This window comes from Bradyrhizobium quebecense, from assembly GCF_013373795.3.
In the GTDB taxonomy this organism is placed as follows: domain Bacteria; phylum Pseudomonadota; class Alphaproteobacteria; order Rhizobiales; family Xanthobacteraceae; genus Bradyrhizobium; species Bradyrhizobium quebecense.
This window is the reverse complement of the sequence record NZ_CP088022.1, coordinates 7,585,221-7,605,322: the sequence shown is the minus strand read 5'-3', so window position 1 is coordinate 7,605,322 and position 20,102 is coordinate 7,585,221. Positions and strand designations below refer to the sequence as shown.

General features: G+C 64.6%; 19 protein-coding genes. 1 reads left to right on the top strand and 18 read right to left on the bottom strand.

Annotated features, from left to right (window positions below):
- Position 1: 1 nt before the first annotated feature.
- The 4 genes from phaZ to HU230_RS36380 are packed head-to-tail and all read right to left on the bottom strand — an operon-like array spanning position 2 to position 4,816.
- Positions 2 to 952 (bottom strand): poly(3-hydroxyalkanoate) depolymerase, encoded by a 951-nt coding sequence (gene phaZ / locus HU230_RS36395; protein WP_176534066.1) that lies wholly within the window; start codon positions 950 to 952, stop codon positions 2 to 4.
- Positions 945 to 2,648 (bottom strand): alpha/beta fold hydrolase, encoded by a 1,704-nt coding sequence (locus HU230_RS36390; protein ID WP_176534067.1) that lies wholly within the window; start codon positions 2,646 to 2,648, stop codon positions 945 to 947. The genes phaZ and HU230_RS36390 overlap by 8 nt, the downstream gene beginning before the upstream one ends.
- Positions 2,645 to 3,121, bottom strand: coding sequence for a MaoC family dehydratase (locus HU230_RS36385; RefSeq protein WP_176534068.1), 477 nt, complete (start codon positions 3,119 to 3,121; stop codon positions 2,645 to 2,647). The genes HU230_RS36390 and HU230_RS36385 overlap by 4 nt, the downstream gene beginning before the upstream one ends.
- A 42-nt stretch (positions 3,122 to 3,163) precedes the next feature.
- Positions 3,164 to 4,816 (bottom strand): fatty acid--CoA ligase, encoded by a 1,653-nt coding sequence (locus HU230_RS36380; protein WP_176534069.1) that lies wholly within the window; start codon positions 4,814 to 4,816, stop codon positions 3,164 to 3,166.
- Between the two features lie 386 nt (positions 4,817 to 5,202).
- On the opposite strand from HU230_RS36380, the gene HU230_RS36375 reads away from it, so the two are divergent.
- Positions 5,203 to 6,243, top strand: a complete 1,041-nt coding sequence (locus tag HU230_RS36375) for an AraC family transcriptional regulator (RefSeq protein WP_176534070.1) — start codon at positions 5,203 to 5,205, stop codon at positions 6,241 to 6,243.
- Positions 6,244 to 6,388: 145 nt separating this feature from the next.
- Here the strand turns inward: HU230_RS36375 and HU230_RS36370 are convergent, their stop codons facing one another.
- The 14 genes from HU230_RS36370 to HU230_RS36305 all read right to left on the bottom strand — a co-directional run bounded on the left by HU230_RS36370 (position 6,389) and on the right by HU230_RS36305 (position 20,101).
- The gene (locus HU230_RS36370) at positions 6,389 to 6,565 is read right to left on the bottom strand and encodes a hypothetical protein (RefSeq protein WP_224924689.1); all 177 of its coding nucleotides are present in this window, start codon (positions 6,563 to 6,565) and stop codon (positions 6,389 to 6,391) included.
- A 115-nt stretch (positions 6,566 to 6,680) separates the two neighbouring features.
- The gene (locus HU230_RS36365) at positions 6,681 to 7,094 is read right to left on the bottom strand and encodes a hypothetical protein (RefSeq protein WP_224943945.1); all 414 of its coding nucleotides are present in this window, start codon (positions 7,092 to 7,094) and stop codon (positions 6,681 to 6,683) included.
- Between the two features lie 109 nt (positions 7,095 to 7,203).
- A complete protein-coding gene (locus tag HU230_RS36360; RefSeq protein WP_176534071.1) occupies positions 7,204 to 8,046 on the bottom strand; it encodes a lytic transglycosylase domain-containing protein in 843 nt (280 codons plus the stop codon).
- A gap of 60 nt (positions 8,047 to 8,106) precedes the next feature.
- Positions 8,107 to 8,637: a YbjN domain-containing protein gene (locus HU230_RS36355; RefSeq protein WP_176534072.1), complete on the bottom strand. Its 531-nt coding sequence runs from the start codon at positions 8,635 to 8,637 to the stop codon at positions 8,107 to 8,109.
- Positions 8,638 to 8,651: 14 nt separating this feature from the next.
- A complete protein-coding gene (locus HU230_RS36350; protein WP_176534073.1) occupies positions 8,652 to 9,701 on the bottom strand; it encodes a peptidylprolyl isomerase in 1,050 nt (349 codons plus the stop codon).
- Positions 9,698 to 10,291, bottom strand: coding sequence for a hypothetical protein (locus HU230_RS36345; RefSeq protein WP_176534074.1), 594 nt, complete (start codon positions 10,289 to 10,291; stop codon positions 9,698 to 9,700). The genes HU230_RS36350 and HU230_RS36345 overlap by 4 nt, the downstream gene beginning before the upstream one ends.
- A gap of 2 nt (positions 10,292 to 10,293) precedes the next feature.
- Complete coding sequence (locus tag HU230_RS36340) at positions 10,294 to 12,192, bottom strand: putative porin (RefSeq protein ID WP_176534075.1); 1,899 nt, start codon at positions 12,190 to 12,192, stop codon at positions 10,294 to 10,296.
- A 63-nt stretch (positions 12,193 to 12,255) separates the two neighbouring features.
- Entirely contained in the window at positions 12,256 to 13,056 is an 801-nt protein-coding gene (locus HU230_RS36335; RefSeq protein ID WP_224943942.1) for a TonB C-terminal domain-containing protein, read from the bottom strand.
- Positions 13,053 to 13,586, bottom strand: coding sequence for a hypothetical protein (locus HU230_RS36330; RefSeq protein WP_210284329.1), 534 nt, complete (start codon positions 13,584 to 13,586; stop codon positions 13,053 to 13,055). The genes HU230_RS36335 and HU230_RS36330 overlap by 4 nt, the downstream gene beginning before the upstream one ends.
- Before the next feature lie 20 nt (positions 13,587 to 13,606).
- Complete coding sequence (locus HU230_RS36325) at positions 13,607 to 14,011, bottom strand: ExbD/TolR family protein (protein ID WP_092122695.1); 405 nt, start codon at positions 14,009 to 14,011, stop codon at positions 13,607 to 13,609.
- A 5-nt stretch (positions 14,012 to 14,016) separates the two neighbouring features.
- Positions 14,017 to 16,056, bottom strand: a complete 2,040-nt coding sequence (locus tag HU230_RS36320) for a DUF2341 domain-containing protein (RefSeq protein ID WP_176534076.1) — start codon at positions 16,054 to 16,056, stop codon at positions 14,017 to 14,019.
- Complete coding sequence (locus HU230_RS36315; RefSeq protein WP_210284330.1) at positions 16,056 to 17,759, bottom strand: ShlB/FhaC/HecB family hemolysin secretion/activation protein; 1,704 nt, start codon at positions 17,757 to 17,759, stop codon at positions 16,056 to 16,058. Before HU230_RS36315 ends, HU230_RS36320 begins: the two co-directional genes overlap by 1 nt.
- A gap of 353 nt (positions 17,760 to 18,112) precedes the next feature.
- Positions 18,113 to 19,096 (bottom strand): FecR family protein, encoded by a 984-nt coding sequence (locus tag HU230_RS36310; RefSeq protein WP_224943938.1) that lies wholly within the window; start codon positions 19,094 to 19,096, stop codon positions 18,113 to 18,115.
- A gap of 462 nt (positions 19,097 to 19,558) precedes the next feature.
- Positions 19,559 to 20,101, bottom strand: a complete 543-nt coding sequence (locus HU230_RS36305; RefSeq protein ID WP_176534079.1) for an RNA polymerase sigma factor — start codon at positions 20,099 to 20,101, stop codon at positions 19,559 to 19,561.
- Position 20,102: the final 1 nt, after the last annotated feature.

Sequence of the window (20,102 nt, the reverse complement as noted above, 5' to 3'; positions counted from 1 at the left end):
TTTAAGGCTTCTGTCGCCCGCCTCCGGACGTTGGAACGAGATCCCTGAAGTAACTCGTCGTTCGCGAGAGCAGGGATGACGACACGGCCTGACGGCTCTCGTCGGCCAGAAACGCTTCGATCAGGTCGGCGGTTTCCTTTGGCCGCGTCACCATGAACAGGTGTCCGTCGTCGATCAGGCGCAGCTCGGCGTTCGGGATCAGGCTCGCCATGATCTGACCGTTGACCGGAGGAACCAGCGGATCGTCACTGCCCATCAGGATCAGCGTCGGCTGCGGCAGCGACCACAGCCAGGGCAGGCTGGTCCAGCCGGTCATCGCGAGCAGCTGATAGAAGTAGCCCATGCTGCGCGCGCCGTGCATCGCGGCCGCATGCCGGCCGATCAATGACGGATCGTCGCGAAACGCCCCGCCATAGATCTCGGCGGCGATCGTTTTCATGTAGCCCTTGTCGGTGTAGCGGCGCGGCGTCGCCATCTTCCACAGCACCGACGGGCTTGCCGGCACCATGGTGAAACCGGGCGCGGTCGCGGCGAGCACCAGGCGGCGACAGCGCTTTGGAAACTGATGCGCGAATTGCTGCGCGATGCCGCCGCCCCAGGACACGCCGGCGACATCGACCTCGGCATAGCCCAGCTCCGCGACGAGCCCGGCGGCAAGCCGCGCCAGGGTCGACGGACGATAGGGCCATGCCGGCCTTGGCGATCCGCCGACCCCGGGCACGTCGAAGATGATGGCTGTGGTGCCCGTGAGCGCGTCGAGGAACGGCTTCGCCAGCTCCCAATTAGCGCCGATCCCGTTGAACAACAGTAATGGCGGCCCGCTACCGTCGCCGTGCCGGATCGCGACCTGAAGCAGCTGGCCGTCGATCGCGATTTGCCGCGTCTCGATCGTGCCGCGCTGCCTAACTGGCGCCGGCCCGACCTTGTCAGCGCTGGTGAGATCGTCAGTCAAAGACGTAGGTCCCCGGTGCGGCGCCAAGGGATGGATAGCGCGCGCTGCCGAGCGAGGCGGGCGCCGCCACCTCGTCACCCGAACGCGCCTGCAGCCAGTCGCGCCAGTCGAGCCACCAGCTGCCCTTGCGCTTCTCCGCCGAGGCCATGAACGCATCGGGTTTGTCCGTGGAGATCGGCCCGATCATGAAGGACGCCTTCGGATTGCTCGGCGGATTGAGCAGGCTCTGCAGGTGCCCGCTGTTCGACAGCACGAAGGTGGTGCCCTCGCCCAGGATCTGCGCGGTCTTGTAGACGCCCTTCCACGGCGTGATGTGGTCGGTCACCCCTGCGACGACGTAGCTGTCGGCTTTGACCTTGCTCATGTCGATGGTCTTGTCGTTGAGCGTCAGCTTGCCGGCGTTGACGAACGGGTTGGAGAAATAGAGATCCAGATAGTCGCCGTGCAGCGCCGCCGGCAGGCGGGTCGTGTCGGCGTTCCAATAGAGAATGTCGAACGCCGGCGGCTGGTTGCCGAGCAGGTAGTTGTTGACCCAGTAGTTCCAGATCAGGTCGTTGGGCCGCATCCAGGCGAACATCCGCGCCAGGTCGTGGCCATCGACGATGCCGCGCAGCTGCGACGTCGCCTTGGCCGCGCGCATGGTCTCCGGCGTCATCAGGCAGCCGAACGTGCTCTCCTCGGCCGAGTTGGGATCGAGCAGGCAGACGGCCAGCACCAAATTCTTGATCTTCTTTTCAGTGGCGCTGCCGAGCGTCGCGAAATAGGCCGTCGAGGTGATGCCGCCGGAGCAGGATCCCATCATCGAGATGTCCGCGCTGCCGGAAATTTCGCGCGCCGCGTCGACCGCCTCGTCGAGCGCCGCGACATAGGTGTCGAGCCCCCAGTCGCGATGCGCCGCGGTCGGGTTGCGCCAGCTCACGGCAAAGACCTGGAAGCCGCTCTCCAGCAGGAAGCGAACCATGCTCTTGTCCGGCGACAGGTCGAGCGCGTAGTACTTGTTGATCTGCGGCGGCGTGATCAAAAGCGGCCGCTTCCTGACCGTCGGCGTCGTCGGGGTGTACTGGATCAACTCGATCAGCTCGTTGCGGAAGATCACCGCACCCGGCGTGGTCGCGAGGTTCTCGCCGACCTTGAACGCGTTCATGTCCACCATCGACGGCATGCCACGATTCTGCGTCAGGTCGCCGATATAGTTCTTCAGCCCGCTCCACAGGCTCTGCCCGCCGGTGTCGATGAACTTGCGGACCGCCGCCGGGTTGGTGAGCATCGTGTTGGTCGGCGCGACCGCATCGATCAGGATATCCGTGATCAGATGCGCGCGCTGCTTGTCGATGTTGCTGAGGCTGGTCTTGTCGACCAGGCCGTTGACCGCCTCGCCCCACGCCCGATAGGCCTTGAGCAGGCCGGAGTGCAGCGAGCTCTCCTTCCAGGTCGGATCGGCAAACCGCTTGTCGCCGGCCTTCGGTGCGCGCTCGGATTTGCCGGCGGCAATCGAGCCGAGCTCGCCGACGAACGACAGCCACTGCTCGGTCGCGACCTTCGGCTCGTTGATGACCGCCTTGAACAGGATGCCGGCGCCCTCGACGAGGTCCTGCCCCTGGATGCCGACCAGCGGATTGAGTGCCAGCGTATTCCTGGACGCCGCCTCGGACATGTCAGACGCCGGGGACTCCGGACTGCGATTTTCCGTGCTCATTGCTTTGCTCCCGCCGCGGGGATCAGAAGGGCCAGCGTTTCGGCGATCAGCGCCGGCTTCTCCGATCCTTCGACCTCCAGCGCGTTCAGGGTTTTCATGATCACCTGGCCAGCGTCCCTCGGCTCAACGCCAGACAGCACGACACGCAGCCGCACCCGCGCGCCTGATGGCACCGGCGCCAGGAAGCGCACCTTGTCGACCCCGTAGTTCAACCCGGCGGCGGCATCGCGCGGGATGATGCCGACCTGCATCGCCAGCGGCGCCACCATCGCGAGCGTCAGATAGCCATGCGCGATTGGACCGCGGAACGGACTCTCCCGCTTCGCGCGTTCGACATCGACGTGAATCCACTGGTGATCGCCGGTGCAGGACGCAAACGCGTCGATGCGTTGCTGATCGATCGTGACCCAATCGGAGAGCCCGAGCTCCTTTCCGAGGTGTTCGCCCAGGCCGGCAAGTGTGAGGTTGCTCATGACATCGTTCTCCACGATCTTTTCTCGACTGCACCGGAGCCGTCACATGTCGCCGTACAGCTCGCGCAGCTCCTTCCTGTTGATCTTGCCGACACTGGTCTTGGGAATGCTGTCGATGAACAGGATCTTGCCGGGGATGCCGTATTTCGAGATCACGCCCTTGTCGGCGAACAGCTTGAGATGATCCTTGATGGCGTCGTCGCTGAGGCCGTCGGTACCGGACGGTTTCTTGACCACGAGCGCGAGCGGCCGCTCGCCCCATTTCTCGTCCTTGACGCCGATCACCGCGGCCTCGGCTACGCCGGCGCATTGCGAGATCAGATCCTCGATCTGCAGCGAGGAGACCCATTCGCCGCCGGTCTTGATCACATCCTTGATCCGGTCGGTGATCTGGACGTAGCCGCCCGGGCTGACCACGGCGATATCGCTGGTGTGCAGATAGCCCCCCTCCCAGAGCTGCTCCGAGCCTTCGGGGTTGTTGAAGTAGCCCTGGGTAAGCCAGGGCGCCCGCAGCACGATCTCGCCGGGCGACTTGCCGTCATGCGGCACGTCCTTCATGTCGGGATCGACGATGCGCAAATCGACCAGCGGGCCGGCCATGCCGGCGCGGGTGCGGAATTCGACCTCGCCGTCAGGATCGCCGCTGAGATCCCTGGATTGGACATGGGACACCGCGGCAAGCGGACCGGTCTCCGACATGCCGTAACCCGCGAAGATGTCGATGCCGGCCTCCATCGCCTGCTTGGCCAGCGCCTTCGGCAACGCAGAGCCGCCGATCACCATCTTGAGGCCCTTGAGATCGACCTTGGCCGCAGCAGCGGCGTTGAGCAGCATCTGCAGGATGGTCGGCACGCCGTGGGTGAAGGTGACGCCTTCGCTCTTGATCAGCTTGACCAGCATCGCCGGCTCGTAGCGGCCGGGGTAGACCTGCTTGGTGCCGGCCAGCGTCGCCGACCATGGAAAGCCCCAGGCGTGAACGTGGAACATCGGCGTGATCGGCATATAGACGTCGTCGCGCGAGAAGCGCCCCTGCGACCCGGCCATGCCGAACAGTGCGAGACCGGCGATCGTGTGCAGCACGAGCTGGCGGTGGCTGTAATAGACGCCCTTCGGCAGACCGGTGGTGCCGGTCGTGTAGAAGGTGGTGGCCTGGGTGTTCTCGTCGAAATCGGGAAAGTCGTAATCCGGCGAAGCCGCCGCGAGCAGGCCCTCATACTCGCCGATGAAGGACAGGCTGCCGGTCTGCGGCGACGGCTTGTCCGACATCACGATCATCCGCTTGACCTTGGGCAACTGGGCCTTGATGCCCTCAAGCAATCCGACGAACTCTTCATTGACCAGCAGCGTCGACGCGCCGGCGTGATCGATCGTATAGGCGATCTGCTCCGGCGACAGGCGGACGTTCACCGTCTGCAGCACGGCCCCCATCATCGGGATCGCGAAAAACGCTTCGAGGAAACGATGGCTGTCCCATTCGAGCACGCCGACGGTGTCGCCGGGCTGGACGCCGGCCTTGCTGAGCGCCGAGGCGAGACGGCCGATCCGCTCTCTGGTCTGTCGATAGGTCTGGCGCTTGAGATCGCGATAGACGATCTCCTGGTCCGGCGCCTGGACGCTCGGCGTGTGCCAAAGCTGCTTGAAGATGAGCGGATAGTGATAGGCGGATTGGGCAGTCTGAATCAGCCTTCCAACCATGGAAGCCTCCCTCGACCCTGGCGTGTCCTCCGACCGTTGCGTCCGCAGTTCTAAGCGAGCGGATCGTGTGGTCTGCCGTGCTGCATCACGACGGTCTGATCGTGTGACATTAGGACGAAGCCTCGCGTGACGCCCGAGATTTGTGAAGGTCCGAAACGGACATCGGCGGGGTCTCAACCGGACAAGGTGCTCTCATCAATGGCGACGATCTTGCTGCTGCGCAGCAAGGGAGGCCCATTGATGAGTCTTGGGTTTTGGCGCGAACCGGCTATGTTCCAGGGGCTCGCGAACGGAAATCCACTCGGGCCAGGTTTGCGGCGCACTGCTTTCCGACCGAAGGGAAAGGCTGGTTCACTTTGCAACCAACCACGCGACTGAAGAGGCCTGTGGGCTCCCGCAACGATATCCTGACCGTCGGCACCGGCGACAAGGTCTATGAGACGACCAAGCTTGGCGCCGTCTTCGACATGCTGGCCGGCGCCGGCGTCCCGGCCGACGCCATCCTGCGCGACACCCGCGTTCCGCTGGCCGATGTCCACTCACCGCAGGCGCGGATTTCGCTGACGCAGCTGATGACGGTTTGTCAAAACGCGCTGCGCCTGTCGACCGACCGTCACCTGCCCTATCGCATCGGCGCATCGATCCACATCTCGACCTACGGAATGTACGGCTATGCGCTGCTGTGCTGCCCGGACTTTCGCAAGGCAATGGAATTCGCGATGCGCTACCACGCGCTCGCCGCGCCGCTGGCGACGATCGAATTCAGCGAGGACAAGGCCCATGCGAGATGGACCATCGAACCCAATCTGCACGCACTTGCCGATTCCGCGCTGTACCGGTTCGTCGCCGAGATGCAGATCGGCATCCACATTTCGCTGATGCGCGACATCATGGGACCAAGCTTCGCTCCCTTTGAAATCACGCTCGCCTATCCGCAGGCACAGGATTTCGATCTTCCGCTCGATCATGTCGGGTGCCCGGTGCGCTTCGATCAGCCGGCCAACCAGATCGTCTTCAAGGCGCAGTTGCTGGACCGGAGAGCCGATCTCGGCAACAAGACGACGTACCCGACCATCGTCGCCCTCTGCGACGCCTTGCTCGGAGACTTGAGATTGCGGACCGGCGTGGCCGGAAAAATCCGCGCCATCCTGCTTCGCGACATCGCCAATCCCCCGACTTTCGAGGCGATCGCCAAGCTGCTCGGCGTGAACGACCGGTCGTTGCGCCGCCAGCTTCGTCAGCAGGGCTTTTCCTTCCGGGGGCTGCACGACGAGCTGCGGACCCAGATTGCGCTGAAATATCTCCGCAGCACGACGCTGGCCAATGACGACATCGCATTGGCGCTCGGCTTCAGCGATGCAGCAAACTTCAGGCGTGCGTTTCACCGCTGGACCAACAAGGCCCCGAGCGATATCCGCGGCGAATGATTGCGGGCCGCGATCGCTCACCGCCTCGCTTGCAAGGACGTCGGCGCTGGAGCGTTTTCGAGCGAAGTGGAGACCGGTTCGCGTGGAGAAAACGCGTCAAACAGGAATCTAGAGCCCGCTCCGATCCGATCGGAGCGGAAAGGCTCTAGTAAGCGTAGGACGTCTTGCCCGGCTGCACGGTCAGCCGAAAGGCGACGTCGGTCGAACCGTCCATCAGCTCGATCAACTGGTCACACACCAGGCATCGAAACTCGCCGGCGATGCCGCCCTTCGACGTCAATTCGATCCGGCGATAGCCGGCCTGGCAATGGGGGCACGTCACGTCAGATTTTCGCATGGAATCAGCAAACCGTTGCTCTCTCTATTTTCCATATGCCCATCGTCAGAAATGTGACGGCGTCACGATCTGTGCGAAACAGACGGTGTCTTCGCTGACGTTATCGATGACTGTAAACGGGTGCTGGCGGGCGGTAGGGAAACGCCGAGACCCCGAAGTTGCGGCCATATTGCTGCTGCACCGCCGGGACGTTGACCACGCCCACCTTGAGGTCCTGCGATTTCGCGTCGATCGGCGGCGTGTTGGTGACGGGCGGATTGACCTGATCGACCTGCTTCTTCAACCGCTCGTTGATGCAGCCAAGCGAGGCCGCATCGCCGCAGCGCTCGGCCGGCGCGCCGCCGCCGCCACCTCTTGCCGCAGCCCGGCCGGTGCCGCCACTGGCGCCGCGGTTAAGGTTGAGCGCCGGCGGCGGTGTGCCGACGACAATTTCCGGCAGCGGCGTGTGCTGCTGCGCCTGCGCCTGCATCGCCGACAATCCGCCAACGGCGACCGCCAACATGATCACTTTCATCGGTGCTGCTCCTTGCAGAACCAGACTTGTTTCAAACGATAGGAAGCCAAGGGCTGATATCAAGCGAGGATATCAAGGTAACGATATGAATTCGGGCAACGCGGCCTTGCTATTTCCCTCCCCGGGCCTGGATCACAAGCGCATTGAGCCGCGTGTTGAGCGCGACGAGATCGACACGGCCGATGCGTCCGCCGCCGCCGAGGCATTTACGGCCACATCCGCCGCCACCGCCACGGCCCGGTTCGCCGAAGGTCGCGACCGGTACGGTGCCGGTCACCCGAAAGCCGCGAGCAGACAGCCGGGCGCGCACCGCCACGCAATAATTCACCGACAGATAGGAGAAGCGGGTCTCGCCATGACCGGCGCGGTACTTCATGACCGCGGTACACAGGTCGCCGCCGGCAAGGCGCCATGCCTGCGCAAGATACATGACGCCGAAGTGAATGTTGTTTTCGGGAATCGCGAGTTCGGCAAGCGAGCCGGAAAAACCGAGCATGCGCGCGGTCGACGGCAGCAGCTGCATCAGCCCGATTTCGCCGACACCGCCGATCACGTCGGGATTGTAGCCGCTCTCCACGCCCATCACCGCCTCGGCGATCTCGGGCGCGAGCCCGCTTCCCGCAGCCTCCTTCTCGATCAGCGCGCGATAGCGCATACGCGCGTCCGACACCGCGGGCTGGCTTACCGGCGGAGGCGGGAGCGTTTTCCCCCCGGCGTCCTTCGCCGCATCTTTGGCCGGTACGGGCGGCTTTGCCGTGGCGTCGGCTGAAGGGTCTGCCGACTCGACGGCGGCAAAGCGCGTGCTGAATGACGACGCCGGCGTCTCTCCCTCGGCATGGGCGGGCTGAACAAGACAAAGCGCGAGCACCAGACCGCCGGCTGCGATGCGGCTGCCCCGGTGACGAGCAGGATCAAGCAGCTTCCGCCATCGGCTGAAGCTGCCCGCCTTCATCGTTGAGACACCGTCATTCATCGATCGCTTACGGCCCTGATCGTCGCGTGTCCGCATGATCTACTGGATGGTGGGAACTGCCTCCGCTTCCGCGGCGTGCTCATGCGCCGACTGCTGGGCCGGCGCACTCGGCTGCGGGGCAGCCGCCGCGGCATTGCGGCCGACGATCTTCGGCAGCTCCTCGCGCAGATAGGCGATCAGCTCCTGAACCAGCCGGTCCCAGACCTCGATCTGCGCCCGCACAAAGTTCGGCGCCACGCCGCCGGCCACGGAGACATCGAGGCAGAACATCAGGAACGGCTGGCTGAACTGCAGCCGCCCGAATCGCCGCGTCGTGTTCCAGCGATTGACGAGGTCGAGCGGCAGCTCGCCCTGCACCTGAAGCGTGGTGACCAGCGTGGCGTCGACAAAACTCTGCTCCTCGCCGACGAGCTGGTTTCCTGGACGGATCTCGAAGCCGATCCCCGCCGTCGCCGAGCGCAGATAGGCCGTGTTGGCGACCGGATCGGTCAGCGTTTCGACGCGATAGCCGACATTCTGGAAGCTGTCGCGCAATCCGTCGATGGTGAGCTTGGTGATGATCTCGGACATCTTCTATCTCCGTATTACTTTTTCGACGCGTCGAGCAGGCTCGACAGTGCAAGCTCGTTGAGGACGGGCGGATGCTGCTTCAGCAGCTCGGCGAGATAGGCCCGCCGCATCATGTTCGACCGCTCGGAGCGGATCTGCAGCACCAGCTGGTCGCGCACTTCCGGCAAGGTGCGGGTATAGGACGCCTTGGTGTCGAGCAGCTTGATGATGTGCCAGCCGTCGTCGAGCTTGATCGGCTCGGACACGCTGTTCTTGGCGAGCCCCATCACCTGGTTGCGGATCTCCGGACGGATCTGGCTCTCGGCAACCCAGCCGAGGTCGCCGGCATCCTTGGCGGCGTTGTTGTCGCCGCGCGCGATCGCCGCGAAGTCGGCTCCCGGCGCCTTCAGCTTGCGCTGCACGTCGTCGAGTTCCTGCTTCACCTTGTCCTCGGCGGCCTTGTCGCCCTCCTTCGGAGCGGCGACGAAGATCTGCGCGAGCTGGAATTGCCGCGGCATCAGGAATGCGGCGCGATTGGCCTCATAGACCTTCTGCAAATCGTCTTCGCTCGGGAAATTGGCCGGCGGCGTCGACACCGATTGCAGGTAGAGCTCGACCACCGCGCCCTCGCGTGCCCGGTCGAGCTGCGCGGCGACGGCAGGTTGCTGATCCCACTTCTTCGCCACCGCCTCCTGCAGCACGAGGCGGTTGGCGAGCAGCAGCCGGACCGCCTGGCTGAGCATGGCCGGATCCTTGGCCAGCGCAGCCTGCTCGCGCGGCGCGAGGGCTGCGACATAGCTCCGGAGATCATCGGCCGAGACGTTGGTCTCGCCGACCCGCGCGATGACATTCTCGGGCGCGGCGGGCTTCGGCGCAGCCGCGACCGACGCGGGCGTGGCGGCAGCTTGCGCCTGTGCCGCAGGCTGTGGCTGCGGCTTCCTGACCGGAGCCTGCACGGCGCGCGGCGCGGGAGCCTGGGTCTGGGCCTGCGTCTGCGCCGAGACATCGAGCGGCGCAACGAAAGCTGCGACGGCGGCGGCGAGACCGATCGACCGAAGCGGCTTCACAATAAGGGCGGTCGTCATGGATTCACCTTCTGATCGAGAAATTTGTCCTGGCTTTCCTGCAGCTGATTCTGGATTTCGACGCGGCGCTGCTGAATCATCGGCTCGCGCGAGACCACGATCTCGCCGATGGTCAGATCCTTGTAGCGCTGCACCATTTCCTTGCCGGCCTTGATCAGCTGGGTGTTCTTGGCGACGCAGCTCTTGGTGCTGGCCTTGTAGGCGGTGGCCTCGCCTTCGAACTTGGCCCGCTCGGCGTCCTTGGTGCGGGCGACGGTGGCCGCTTCCTCATAGGCCGACTTCCACTTCTCCAGCGTCTCATCGCGTTCGGCGAGCCGTTGATTGAACTCGTCGACGGCGTCGCGATGCTCCTTGTCGGCTTTCTTCAGCTGCGCCTTGAGGTCGTCGACCTCCTTCTTGGCCGCCGCCTTCTCGCGATCGGCGTCGGCGACCTTGGCCTGCAACGCCGTGCGCTGGTCTTCCAGCGCACGGGTCTGCGCCGTCGCGCTGCGCAAGGCGTCGCGCAGGCGGTCGGTCTCGGACTGGGCGAATGCGGTGCCGGAGCTCAATGCTCCGATCGCCATCATCAGGACGAAGAGTGCGGTGCGCATGGTCAGAACTTCGCGTTGAGGTCGACTTGCAGGACGTCGACGGCATAGGGGCTGCCGGCGATGCTGTTGGCGCTCATCCAGCGCAAGGTCGCCCAGACATTCTCGCCGAGACCGATATTGCCGCCGACGAAATAGCCCTTGAGGTTAGTGCCGCCGAGACCGAAGTCGGAGTCGGCGAACGCATCGATGGTGGCGTCGGATTCGAGGTATTTGTAGCCGGCGTGGACGTTCCAATCCCAGAGATGCTTGATCTCCCTGTTGCCGACGGTGACGCGGCCGAGCCAACCCTGATTGCCGCCGTTGAACGGGCCCGGCGTGGTGCCGCCATCCGGGCTCGGCCCGCGGTTGTTCATCAGCACCCCGTAGGTTGCCGCGGCCGCGTTCATGAAGGAGCGGCTGAACGCGGTGTTGTAGACATACTCGCCGTCGAGCACGATGTGGGTCGGATGGAATTGTCCGAGATCGAGCTGTCCGCTGACAACGACCGGCCGATATTGGCTGACCAATCCGAAATATTCGAACTGGTTGATCGTGCCGCCATTGTTACCGGTGCCCGGAGGATCGGCGATGATGTTACGCAGCGGGAAATAGGTATTGCCCTTCTGCGCGAACGACGGCCGGGTCAGGTCGGTGTCGCAGACGTCAGATGCGGACGAGACCCTGCAGGGGCTCGAGAACTGGCCCTGAACATTGTCGAAGTCGTAGAAGGCAACGCCGAACCGGAATGAGTATTCCGGGCTGAACCGGGCATTGAAGCCAACCTGGCCTCCCAACAGCCACTTGTCGTGGCTGGCAAACTTGCTCGGCGGCGAGTTCAGGTTGCTCGGATCGGCCGGTAGATTGCTGCCGGCATTGAAATCGGTGTTGTAGATCGGGAACGCACCGCCCACGGCAAACGGCGTGAAGCCTTCCCAAACCTCGTGCTTGGCCTGAACGGCAAGACCGTCGAAGCCGAGCTCCTTATACCAGACCAGATCGGTCGGCGACCAAAATGGATTGTCGATGCGACCCGCCGAGATCCTCAGATCGTCGCCCCAAGATTGCCAGTTGATGTAGCCGCGATCGAGCCAGACGCCATACTTCGAGAAGTTGCCGCCACCACCGCCAAGGGTCTGGTTGGTCGACACCGGCGAGCTGTTCTCGCCGGTGGCAATGCGCAGGCCGGCAGTGAACCCGTACAGCAGGTCGGCTTCCATGCCGAGCCGGCCGCGGAAGCGGAACTGGTTGCGATCTTGCGTGGCGTCGTAGGTCGGACCAAACGCGGTGCTCGAAATGTCATATGGCGACCCGGTATTGATCGCGTTGTAGTTGGCCGCGCCGGCCTGGTCGTTGCCGGTCGGGAAATAGGCACCCTGATAGCGAACGCGCGCATCGCCGTAGAAGCGGATGCGTTGCGCCCATTCCGGGTAGGTTCCGGGCGACGCCCAGTTTTCTTTCTGCGCCTTGGCCATCACCTCCTGCTTAATCTCTTCCCGTAACTGTCTTTTGACGACTTCGGGAACGTAGGTGACGTGCCGCGTGCCGGGCGGTTGTGCCGCCGCGGCGGCGGCGGTTGCCGCCTTGGTGGCGTCGTCGGCCTTGGTCGTGGCGTCCTTGGCGGCCTGGCGGGAGACATAGGCCTCGTCCTCGGCTTGCTTGATCAGCGCCTGGGCCTGCTCCTCCTTGAGGACGCCCTGCTGCACCAGCAGGTTGACGAGATTGACGGTGGCATTTGACGATGTCGGCTTGGTGCTCGACACCTTTGGCTTCTTTGCGTCAGTCCGCTTTGCCGCGGCGGCGGGACCCTGCTCGGCGGCCTGGTCCGCGGTCTGGCCCACGGCCGGCGTTGCGCAGGCGAGCGCGCTCAGCGACACCGCAAGCGGCAACGCGTGCCATTCTGCGTGAGCTCGTTTCTTAAACATCAGTCCCCCAGTTCTCACTCGCACATTGAATTTCGAAGGTTGGTCGTTCGTCAGTCGGTCTCGTCAGCTTGGCCGTCGCGCGGTGACGCGCGTGACCACCGGCATCGGCATGTCCTTGGGTGGCGGCTCGCGCAGCGTCAGGCTGCCGATCACCTCGTTGCGAAGCGCCGCATCGATCTCCGGATTGCCGGAGGACGGCGTCAGGACGACGCGGGTGACGTGGCCGGAGCCGTCCACCCACAGCCGCACCTGGATTTGCGTCGCCATGTTGCGGGTCTTCGGATTGGCGCGGATCGCCGCCTCGACCTGCGAGGTGATGATCGTGGTGTACCAACCCCAGCGGCTGCCACCGCCGCCGCCTCCGCCATACGGGTTGCCGCCGGGCTTGCCGCCGAGATTGAACAGATCGCCGGGTCCCGTCGGCTTTGCATCGAGCGACAGCGGACCGGGCGGCTCGTCGTTCTTGGCATCCTTGGCCGGTTCGTCCTTCGGCTTGTCGACCGGCTTCTCTTCCTTGAACTCGGGCTCCGCCATCTTGGGCTGCTCGATCATCTTCTGCTCGGGCTGCGGCTGTGGCGGCGGAGGCGGAGGTGGCGGCGGCAGCGTCACATTGACGATGGTGAGATCGCGCACCTGACGCGGCGGCGGCAGATCGTCGTGACCGAGAAAGAAATAGACGATGCCGCCGACGAACAGCGCGACCACCGCGCCGTAGCGCAGCAGTGCACTGCGCTCGCCCTTCCGGGCGGCCGTGTTGCGGGCAGCGGTCGGCGGCGCCGCGGCTGTTGCGGGCGCGACGGCAGCATCGTGATCGTCGGCTGGCGGCGCGGCACGCGCGTTCTGGTCCCGCATCGGCGCGTTCATGGCGCCGCCTCCACCGAGGCGCGGTCGAGCAGCCTGTCATTGACGTATTGCATGACGAAGCCGGCAAGCGCGTCGAAGTCCGTGGTCTTCAGGATGACCTTGGTGTCGGGGCCTGCTTCGATCGCTGCGTGAAAGGTCTCGACATCGCTCAGATAGTCGACATAGGCGGTCGCGTCGATCGAGAGGCGGGTCCACGGGCATCGCGAGATCGTCAGCCGCAGCGGATTGTCGGCGGGCTCGCGGCCGGCGACGCGCCGGCGCAACAGATCAGCGAGCTTGACCAGCAGGGCCTCGCCATGGACGGGAAATGCCACCACCTCGCCGCGCGGTTCCTCGCGCACATCCGCGGCGACCGGTACCACACCGAGTTCCGTGCCTATGCCGCTGCCGATCGACACCTGCGACACGGGCTCAGCGCGCACGACATCTGCGGCACCGCAGCCATGATCGAATGATCGCATCATGCTGCTCAGCCATGTCCGCAGCGTCCTGCGCTCGGTCAGCGGGAAAGGTGATGGCTGCGTGATCATGGCGTCGCTTTCCGACTGGCTCACTTCACGAGCGGCTTGGTGGCGAGCCCGACCTGGCTCAGGCCGATACGGCTGAGCAGATCGAACACATCCATCACGCTCTGGTACTGCGCCTGCGCATCGCCGCGCAGCACCACCGGAAATTCCGGCGTCAGCGCCTTCTGCTGAATCAGCCGCTGCTCGAGTTCGGCCAGGGTCACCGGTATGGTGTCGAGGAAGATCTTGCCGTCATTGGCGACCGTGATCGCCTTGGTGGTCTGGGTCGCAAGGCTCGGCGCCGCCGAGGCCTTCGGCAGATTGACCTTCTGGCCCTGCACGGTCGCCGTCGTCATGATGATGAAGATCACCAGCAGCACGTAGGCGAGGTCCAGCATCGGCGTGATGTTGATGTCGTCATAGGGCTTGGAGTCGGCCTGGATCTGCATGGCCGTTACTCCGCAGCGATACGGTGTTCGATCGGGCCCGGCCGGTCGGCGGAATAGAATTCCGCCATCTTGGTCACGAACTCGTCGACGAAGACCTGAATATCGTTGGTCAGGTCCTTGATCCGGGAGATCAGGTAGTTGTAGCCGAACAGCGCCGGGATCGCGACGCCGAGACCGGCGACGGTTGCGACCAGCGCCGCAGCGATGCCGGGCGCGATCGCGTTGACGTTGACGTCGCCGCTCGCCGCGATCGCCGCGAAGGTGATCATGACGCCGACCACGGTGCCGAGCAGGCCGAGGAACGGTCCGCCGGAGATCGCGATGGTCAGCACCACCATCAGGCGGTTGAGGCGCTGCATCTCCTTGACGACGCCGGAGTCAAGCGCCGCGCGGATCGCCGCGATCGAGACCGCCGACAGCACCGGAGCGCGCTGCGAGTTGCTGAAGCGGTGGCGGATTTCCGCGGCGCCGATGCGGTAGATGCGGTAGAGCGAGGACGAGCGCATCATCTTGGCGTCAGCCTCGGTGAGGCGTCCGCCCAGCGTCGAGATGTCGTCGGCATCGCCGCGATCCAGCATGGTGAGATCGGCCGCGATCTCGCGGAAGCCCTTCATGAACTGGGCATTCGCCTTGGCCTGCTTGCTGAGATACGAGGCTCTGTCGAACATCACCACCCAGCTGACCGCGGCCATGATCAGCAGAATGCCGATCACCACCCAGCCGTCGAGCGTCACCGACTTCAGGATCACCGCGAAGTAGCCGGACAGCCAGCTTGCAGTCTCCTCGTCGACGCTGAAGGCCATCAGCTTGGCCTGGTCGGGGCCCTGCCCGATCGCCATCACCTTGATGAGTCCGGCGGGCCGCGCGACCTTGCTGATCTGCAGCTCGTCGATGTCGCCGACGAAGCCGGCCATCGCGGCGGCTACAGGCGCCGGTGCCGGCGTTGTCGCTGCATCCGGCGTCGCCGCGGGCGCGGCGCCACCGTCCGCAGCCGACGCATCAGGGGGCACTGATGGTGTTGCTGCGGACGGGGCCGTCGCAGGCGCGATCGGAGACGCACTGGAGGTCGACGAGTCTCCTCCGATCAGGCCAACGGTATTGAGGGCGGGCAGGCTCGCGCTGAGCGCGGCGTAAGATACGCCGTCGAGATAGAGCGTGACCTGACCGTTTCCGGCAACGACGGCGACATGATGCCAGCTGCCGGCCGCCACCGGCGCTCCGGCGCCCGAGCGCTGCACGGAACCCGCGTTGGTGACTTCGACAAACGGGCTGCCATTGTCGACACCGATGACCAGCGCGTTGGCGCCGTCACGCCGGCTGAACAGCGCGGCGTTGGCCTGCAAGGCGGCCGGCTTGATCCAGGCCGACCAGGTCAGCGCAGCACCATCGGGCGATGCGAGCGACGGCGAGGCCGGCACGGTTACCGGCGCGCGGCCGTCGAGCCGCAAGCCGGTCCCGATCAGCGAACCGTCCGCCGGCTGGCCGACGCTTTGGGCGTTGTTGGCCCACACCGAGGAATCGATCGCCGGCGTGCCGCGCTCGTTGAAGTGATAGACCGTCAGCGTATCCGGATCGTAGGTGCCCTTGGGATCGCTGGTCGCGAGCGCTTTCTTGTTGCCGTAATAGAGCCAGATATCGGTCCGCGCGCCCGGCGCGATGTTCGGCACCGCGCCCCAGACCAGGCCTTCGCCGAGCAGCGAATCGAACTTCTCGATGTGATGCTTCAGCGGCGTCTTGTCGTCACCGGCGACGAACCGCAGATCGCTGCCGTCGTCCTTCGCCGCACTGAACCGGAAATTGCCGACATGCAGCCGCACCAGCACCGGCGCCCCGCCGATCGGATCGGTGACGTTGGCGCCCGACGCGCTGGCATCGATCGTGATCTTCTTGCGCAGCGACCATTCGTCGTTCCACCACGCATTGGCGGGCGCGAGCGACGCCACCAGGGCGACGAGCCCGAACAACAATCCGGTCGCGGCGTTCGCAATGCCTCGGCGCAGCGCCGGCCGGCGCGTGCCCCGCTCGAGAGTAAGACCCATCCCCATCAGAATTCACCCCAGATTCGGAAGTTCACGCGCGGACTGTTTGCGTGCGTGTATTGTTGAGCGACCCCAGGCACCGAAAGCGCGACCATGCCGTTGAAATATTCGAAGGTCTTGAATCGCGTGCCGAGGCCGTAGCTCCATGCGACGAATGACGATTGCTGATCAGGCAGCGGCTGCTGGATCGACGCGTAACCGGCATCGAAGAACGTGAAGAAGCGCCAATCGTTGAAGGTGATGAAGCGCGGCTTGCCGTCGCCGGTTTCGCTCTTGAGCTCGCCTTGCAGCATGCCGCCGACATTGGGCGTGCGCAGCTCGAAATTGGCGACCGCGCCGTTGTCGCCGAGCACCTCGGACTCGAGGTAGCCGCGAACGGTATCGAGACCGCCGAGGCTGAACTGCTCGCTCGAGACCAGCGGGCCGTCGGCAATCTGGCCCTGCACCTTGCCGTAGAGCTGGAAGCCTTCCGGCAGCTCCTGGGTATGCGAGACGTCGAGGTTGAGGTGGGCGAAGCTCGGCGAAGCCTTGAAGCGCTTCGCGTCGAACTCGTCCCACGGGCTGCTCAGCGTCCGAATGTTGTAGGTGACGCCGGCATTGAACTGCGTCGTGAACTTCTCTTCCTGGAACGTCGCCCCATAAGTCGCGACGACGGGATAGTAAGTGACAGGTGACGAGAACCCGTCGGTGCCGAGCTTCACGGTCTGGTCGAAATGCTTGTAGTCCATACCGACCGACAGCGTGTGGAAGAGACCCTCGCGCGTCGGCAGTGTGATCACGGCGCGCTCGCCGATGATCGTGCCGGGACCGACCACATTGGTGCCGCCGATCGTCGCGACATTGCTGTTCGACTTGACGCTGTAGAACAGCAGATTGAGCCAATCGGCGTTCGGTATCCGCGCCATGTAGGAGCCGGAGAACACCTCGGCATCGCTCGGGCGCTCCGGCGCAACCTGATAGGTGAAGCTCAGGGAATGCCCGAGCTGCCATAGATTGTCGTAGTGCACGGTGGCGGAGACGCGGCTCGCCGTGGTGGACGGCGATTGCCGGTTGTTGGCTTCGAGGCTGGCGTGGAACGGCGCCTTGTCCTCGACATTGAGATCGACGTCGACGGTGCCCGGCGCCACGCCGGCGCGCAGCGCCGGAGTCACGCGGCGATCCGGCCACTGGTTGAGCGACACGATGTCCTTGGTGACGTCACCGAAATTGGGAACGGTGCCCTCCTTCAGCGAAGGCGCGCTGTCCTTGATCCGGTCGAGATCGAAATAACGCGAATTCTTCACCCGCAGGCGCCCGACCTTCAGCTCGGTCACCTTGAGGGTGACCACACCGCCGGTCACGTTCTGCTGCGGGACCGCGACGCTGACGGTCTGGAAGCCCTTGTCGTGATACGCCTTCTCCAGCGCGGCCCGCGCCTTCTCGACGTCCTCCGAGGTCTTGCCCGGACCGAGGAACGGATAGATCGCCTCCTCGATCTCGACCTGCGGCAGTCTATCGGCGCCCTGCACGGCGAAGTCGTCGATGTCGAAGCGCTGCAGCGGCGCCGACGGCTTCTGCGCCGGTGCATTCGCCTGCGCCGGCTGCTTGTCCGCCGCCGGCGCTGCCGCTGTAGCCGCAGCCGCATCTTTCGCTGCTTCCTTCGCCGCGCACGCCGGAACGATGGCTGCTACGGAGCCAACCACGGTGAGCGCCGCAGCCGACACGCGCAACCCGATCCGGCATCGCTGACGATGCCCGAAAACCCGATGATCTCTTCGACTACGCACAGACGTCCCACTTACTTCGCGCAGACGCGCGCCATCGCGACAGGAAGGCCGCGATGACGACGCCTTACTCAGAAGACGACTGGGCGAACGCAAACCCGCAAAAGAATCTGCGGCGGCGCAAAAGAAATTTTTGGTTTGTTAGGAAATCGAGCGACGCGGCGCCGATTCGTTCGACTTTAGCCCCGTTCCGATTGCAGCGGACGGGGCTAAAGATCTCTTTGATGCGTCTGCTTCACGCGAACCGGTATCCATCCCGCATCAAGTGCGGGACAGGCTTCGCTCGAAAACGCTCCAGGTCAACTCATCAGCACCACACCGCCGGGCAGCGATGTGATCCGCGCGCCGAACAGTTGCTCGACCTGGGCGACGAAATTGTCGAGCTTGTCGACCTGGAAAGTGCCGTTGACCAACCGGCGTTTCAGTTCCGCGTTGGTAATGATGATCTTTCCGGCGCGGTACCGATTCACTTCGTCGACGACGCTCGCCAGCGGCCGGTCGCGGAAGATCAACAATCCGGTCTGCCAGGCCGCGACCTGCTTGGCGTCGACCGGAAGCGATGCCTGCAGGCCCGCGCGCGAATAGGTGACCTGCTCTGCTTTGCGAAGCTGTACGGAACGGCCGTCCTGCTCGACGGTGACCATGCCGTCGAGGCACGTCACCGAAACCACGCCATCGAGGCAGCGCGCGTTGAAATCGGCCTGCTGCGCGCTGATGCGGCCGTCGCGCGCCAGCATCACCAGCGGCGTCGACGACGACCTTCGGGCGACCACCGAGGCCTCGCCCGAAATCAACTCGACCCGCGTCTCGTTCGGCGTGGGCCGCAGCGCAAGGCTGGTCTGGGTGTTCAATTCAACCGAAATGTCGGGCGCCAGCATCACCTTGCGCTGTTCGCCCTTTCCGGTCCGGTAGTCGGCCGAGAGCTCCTCGATCGACGGCCACATGTCGAGCGGCGGGCGGATCATCACATAGCCGGCTGCGGCTGCGATCGCACCGCCGAACACGATGCGGCGCGTCAAGAGGCGTGATGGCCGGGGCGTCAACGCCACCACGGGGGCCGCGGCGGCCTGCTCATCGGCGAGTTCCTTTGCCGCGGCGCTGGCGCTGCGGAGCAGCCGGACAGCCGCCCTGAAGGCATCCTCGTGGTCGGGACTCTGCGCGCGCCAACGTTGCAACGCGTCGACATCGGCGCGCGTCGGCGCGCCGGCTTTCAGCCGAACAACCCAGTCAAGCGCCTCGTCCAGCAACGGATCGGGCCCGGAAGTGCGGGTCGGCTCGGTCACGACGGATTGCTCATCACCCTGCTCGCCAAACCTCAACCTCCCAATCGCGTCGAGCACATAGCGAAGGTCGCTATATAGACGATTCCGACGGCAGCAGGGCACCGCAATCGGCCGTTGGGCACAACGCAACCAGAAACATCCGGCAATAGCAGCTTGCACCGGGTCGCGCGCCGGCAGTCCTCGCGGCGATCGCATGCCAGGCCGACCAGGCCTGCACGTGTTTTCAGGCGGCGCAACACTTCCGGCGAACCTTTCCCAGGCACCCAAACGGCCCTTATGAGATCGCTCTCTACCCTATAGACGACGGAAAGCCGGCTATCCCGCAGAACGGAGGTTGAAAATCCTGCAGCTTGTGCCCCTGATTTCAGGTCAAGCGCCTGCAGTTGTTGGAAATAGTTCCGGCAACAAATTTCGACGGCCGGCTCCGCGTGACAGTGCGCGTCGCGGCCGCGGCGAATGCGATCACGTACCGGGACGAGGACCGCCGAGACGACGGATCAGAGTATAGTCGAGGCAATCGGCACAATGGCTCAGGGCCAACTTCAAATCGCTTTCCACCGTTCGCACGCTGACGCCGAGGCGGGTTGCCACGTCGCTCGGCGTCCGTCCCTCGATCGTAATACTATAAAGCACATCGCGCGGCCGCTCCGGCAATTCGGCCAGCGCCCGCTTGAAAGCATCAATATCGGAGCGGGCCTCGACGATTCTCGCCGGGCTCGGTCCGTCGTCGCTGACGTCGAGCAATGAATCGATTTCGGCCGCGCTGACGCGGAGATTCTGCGCCTTCTGGCGATCCCGGGCGATGTTGATCGCGATACGGAAGATATAGTCGGCGGGGCTGCGGATCGGCACGGCGTCAGTGACCCGCTCCAGCCGCAGGAACGTCTCGTGCAGGGCTTCGTACGCGAAGTCCGACGATCCCAGACGGCGGGTCAATTTCCTGACCAGCCCGTCGTAGTTCTCTGCAAGCTGGCCCCGCAGCCGCACTTGATTGATTTCAGCCACG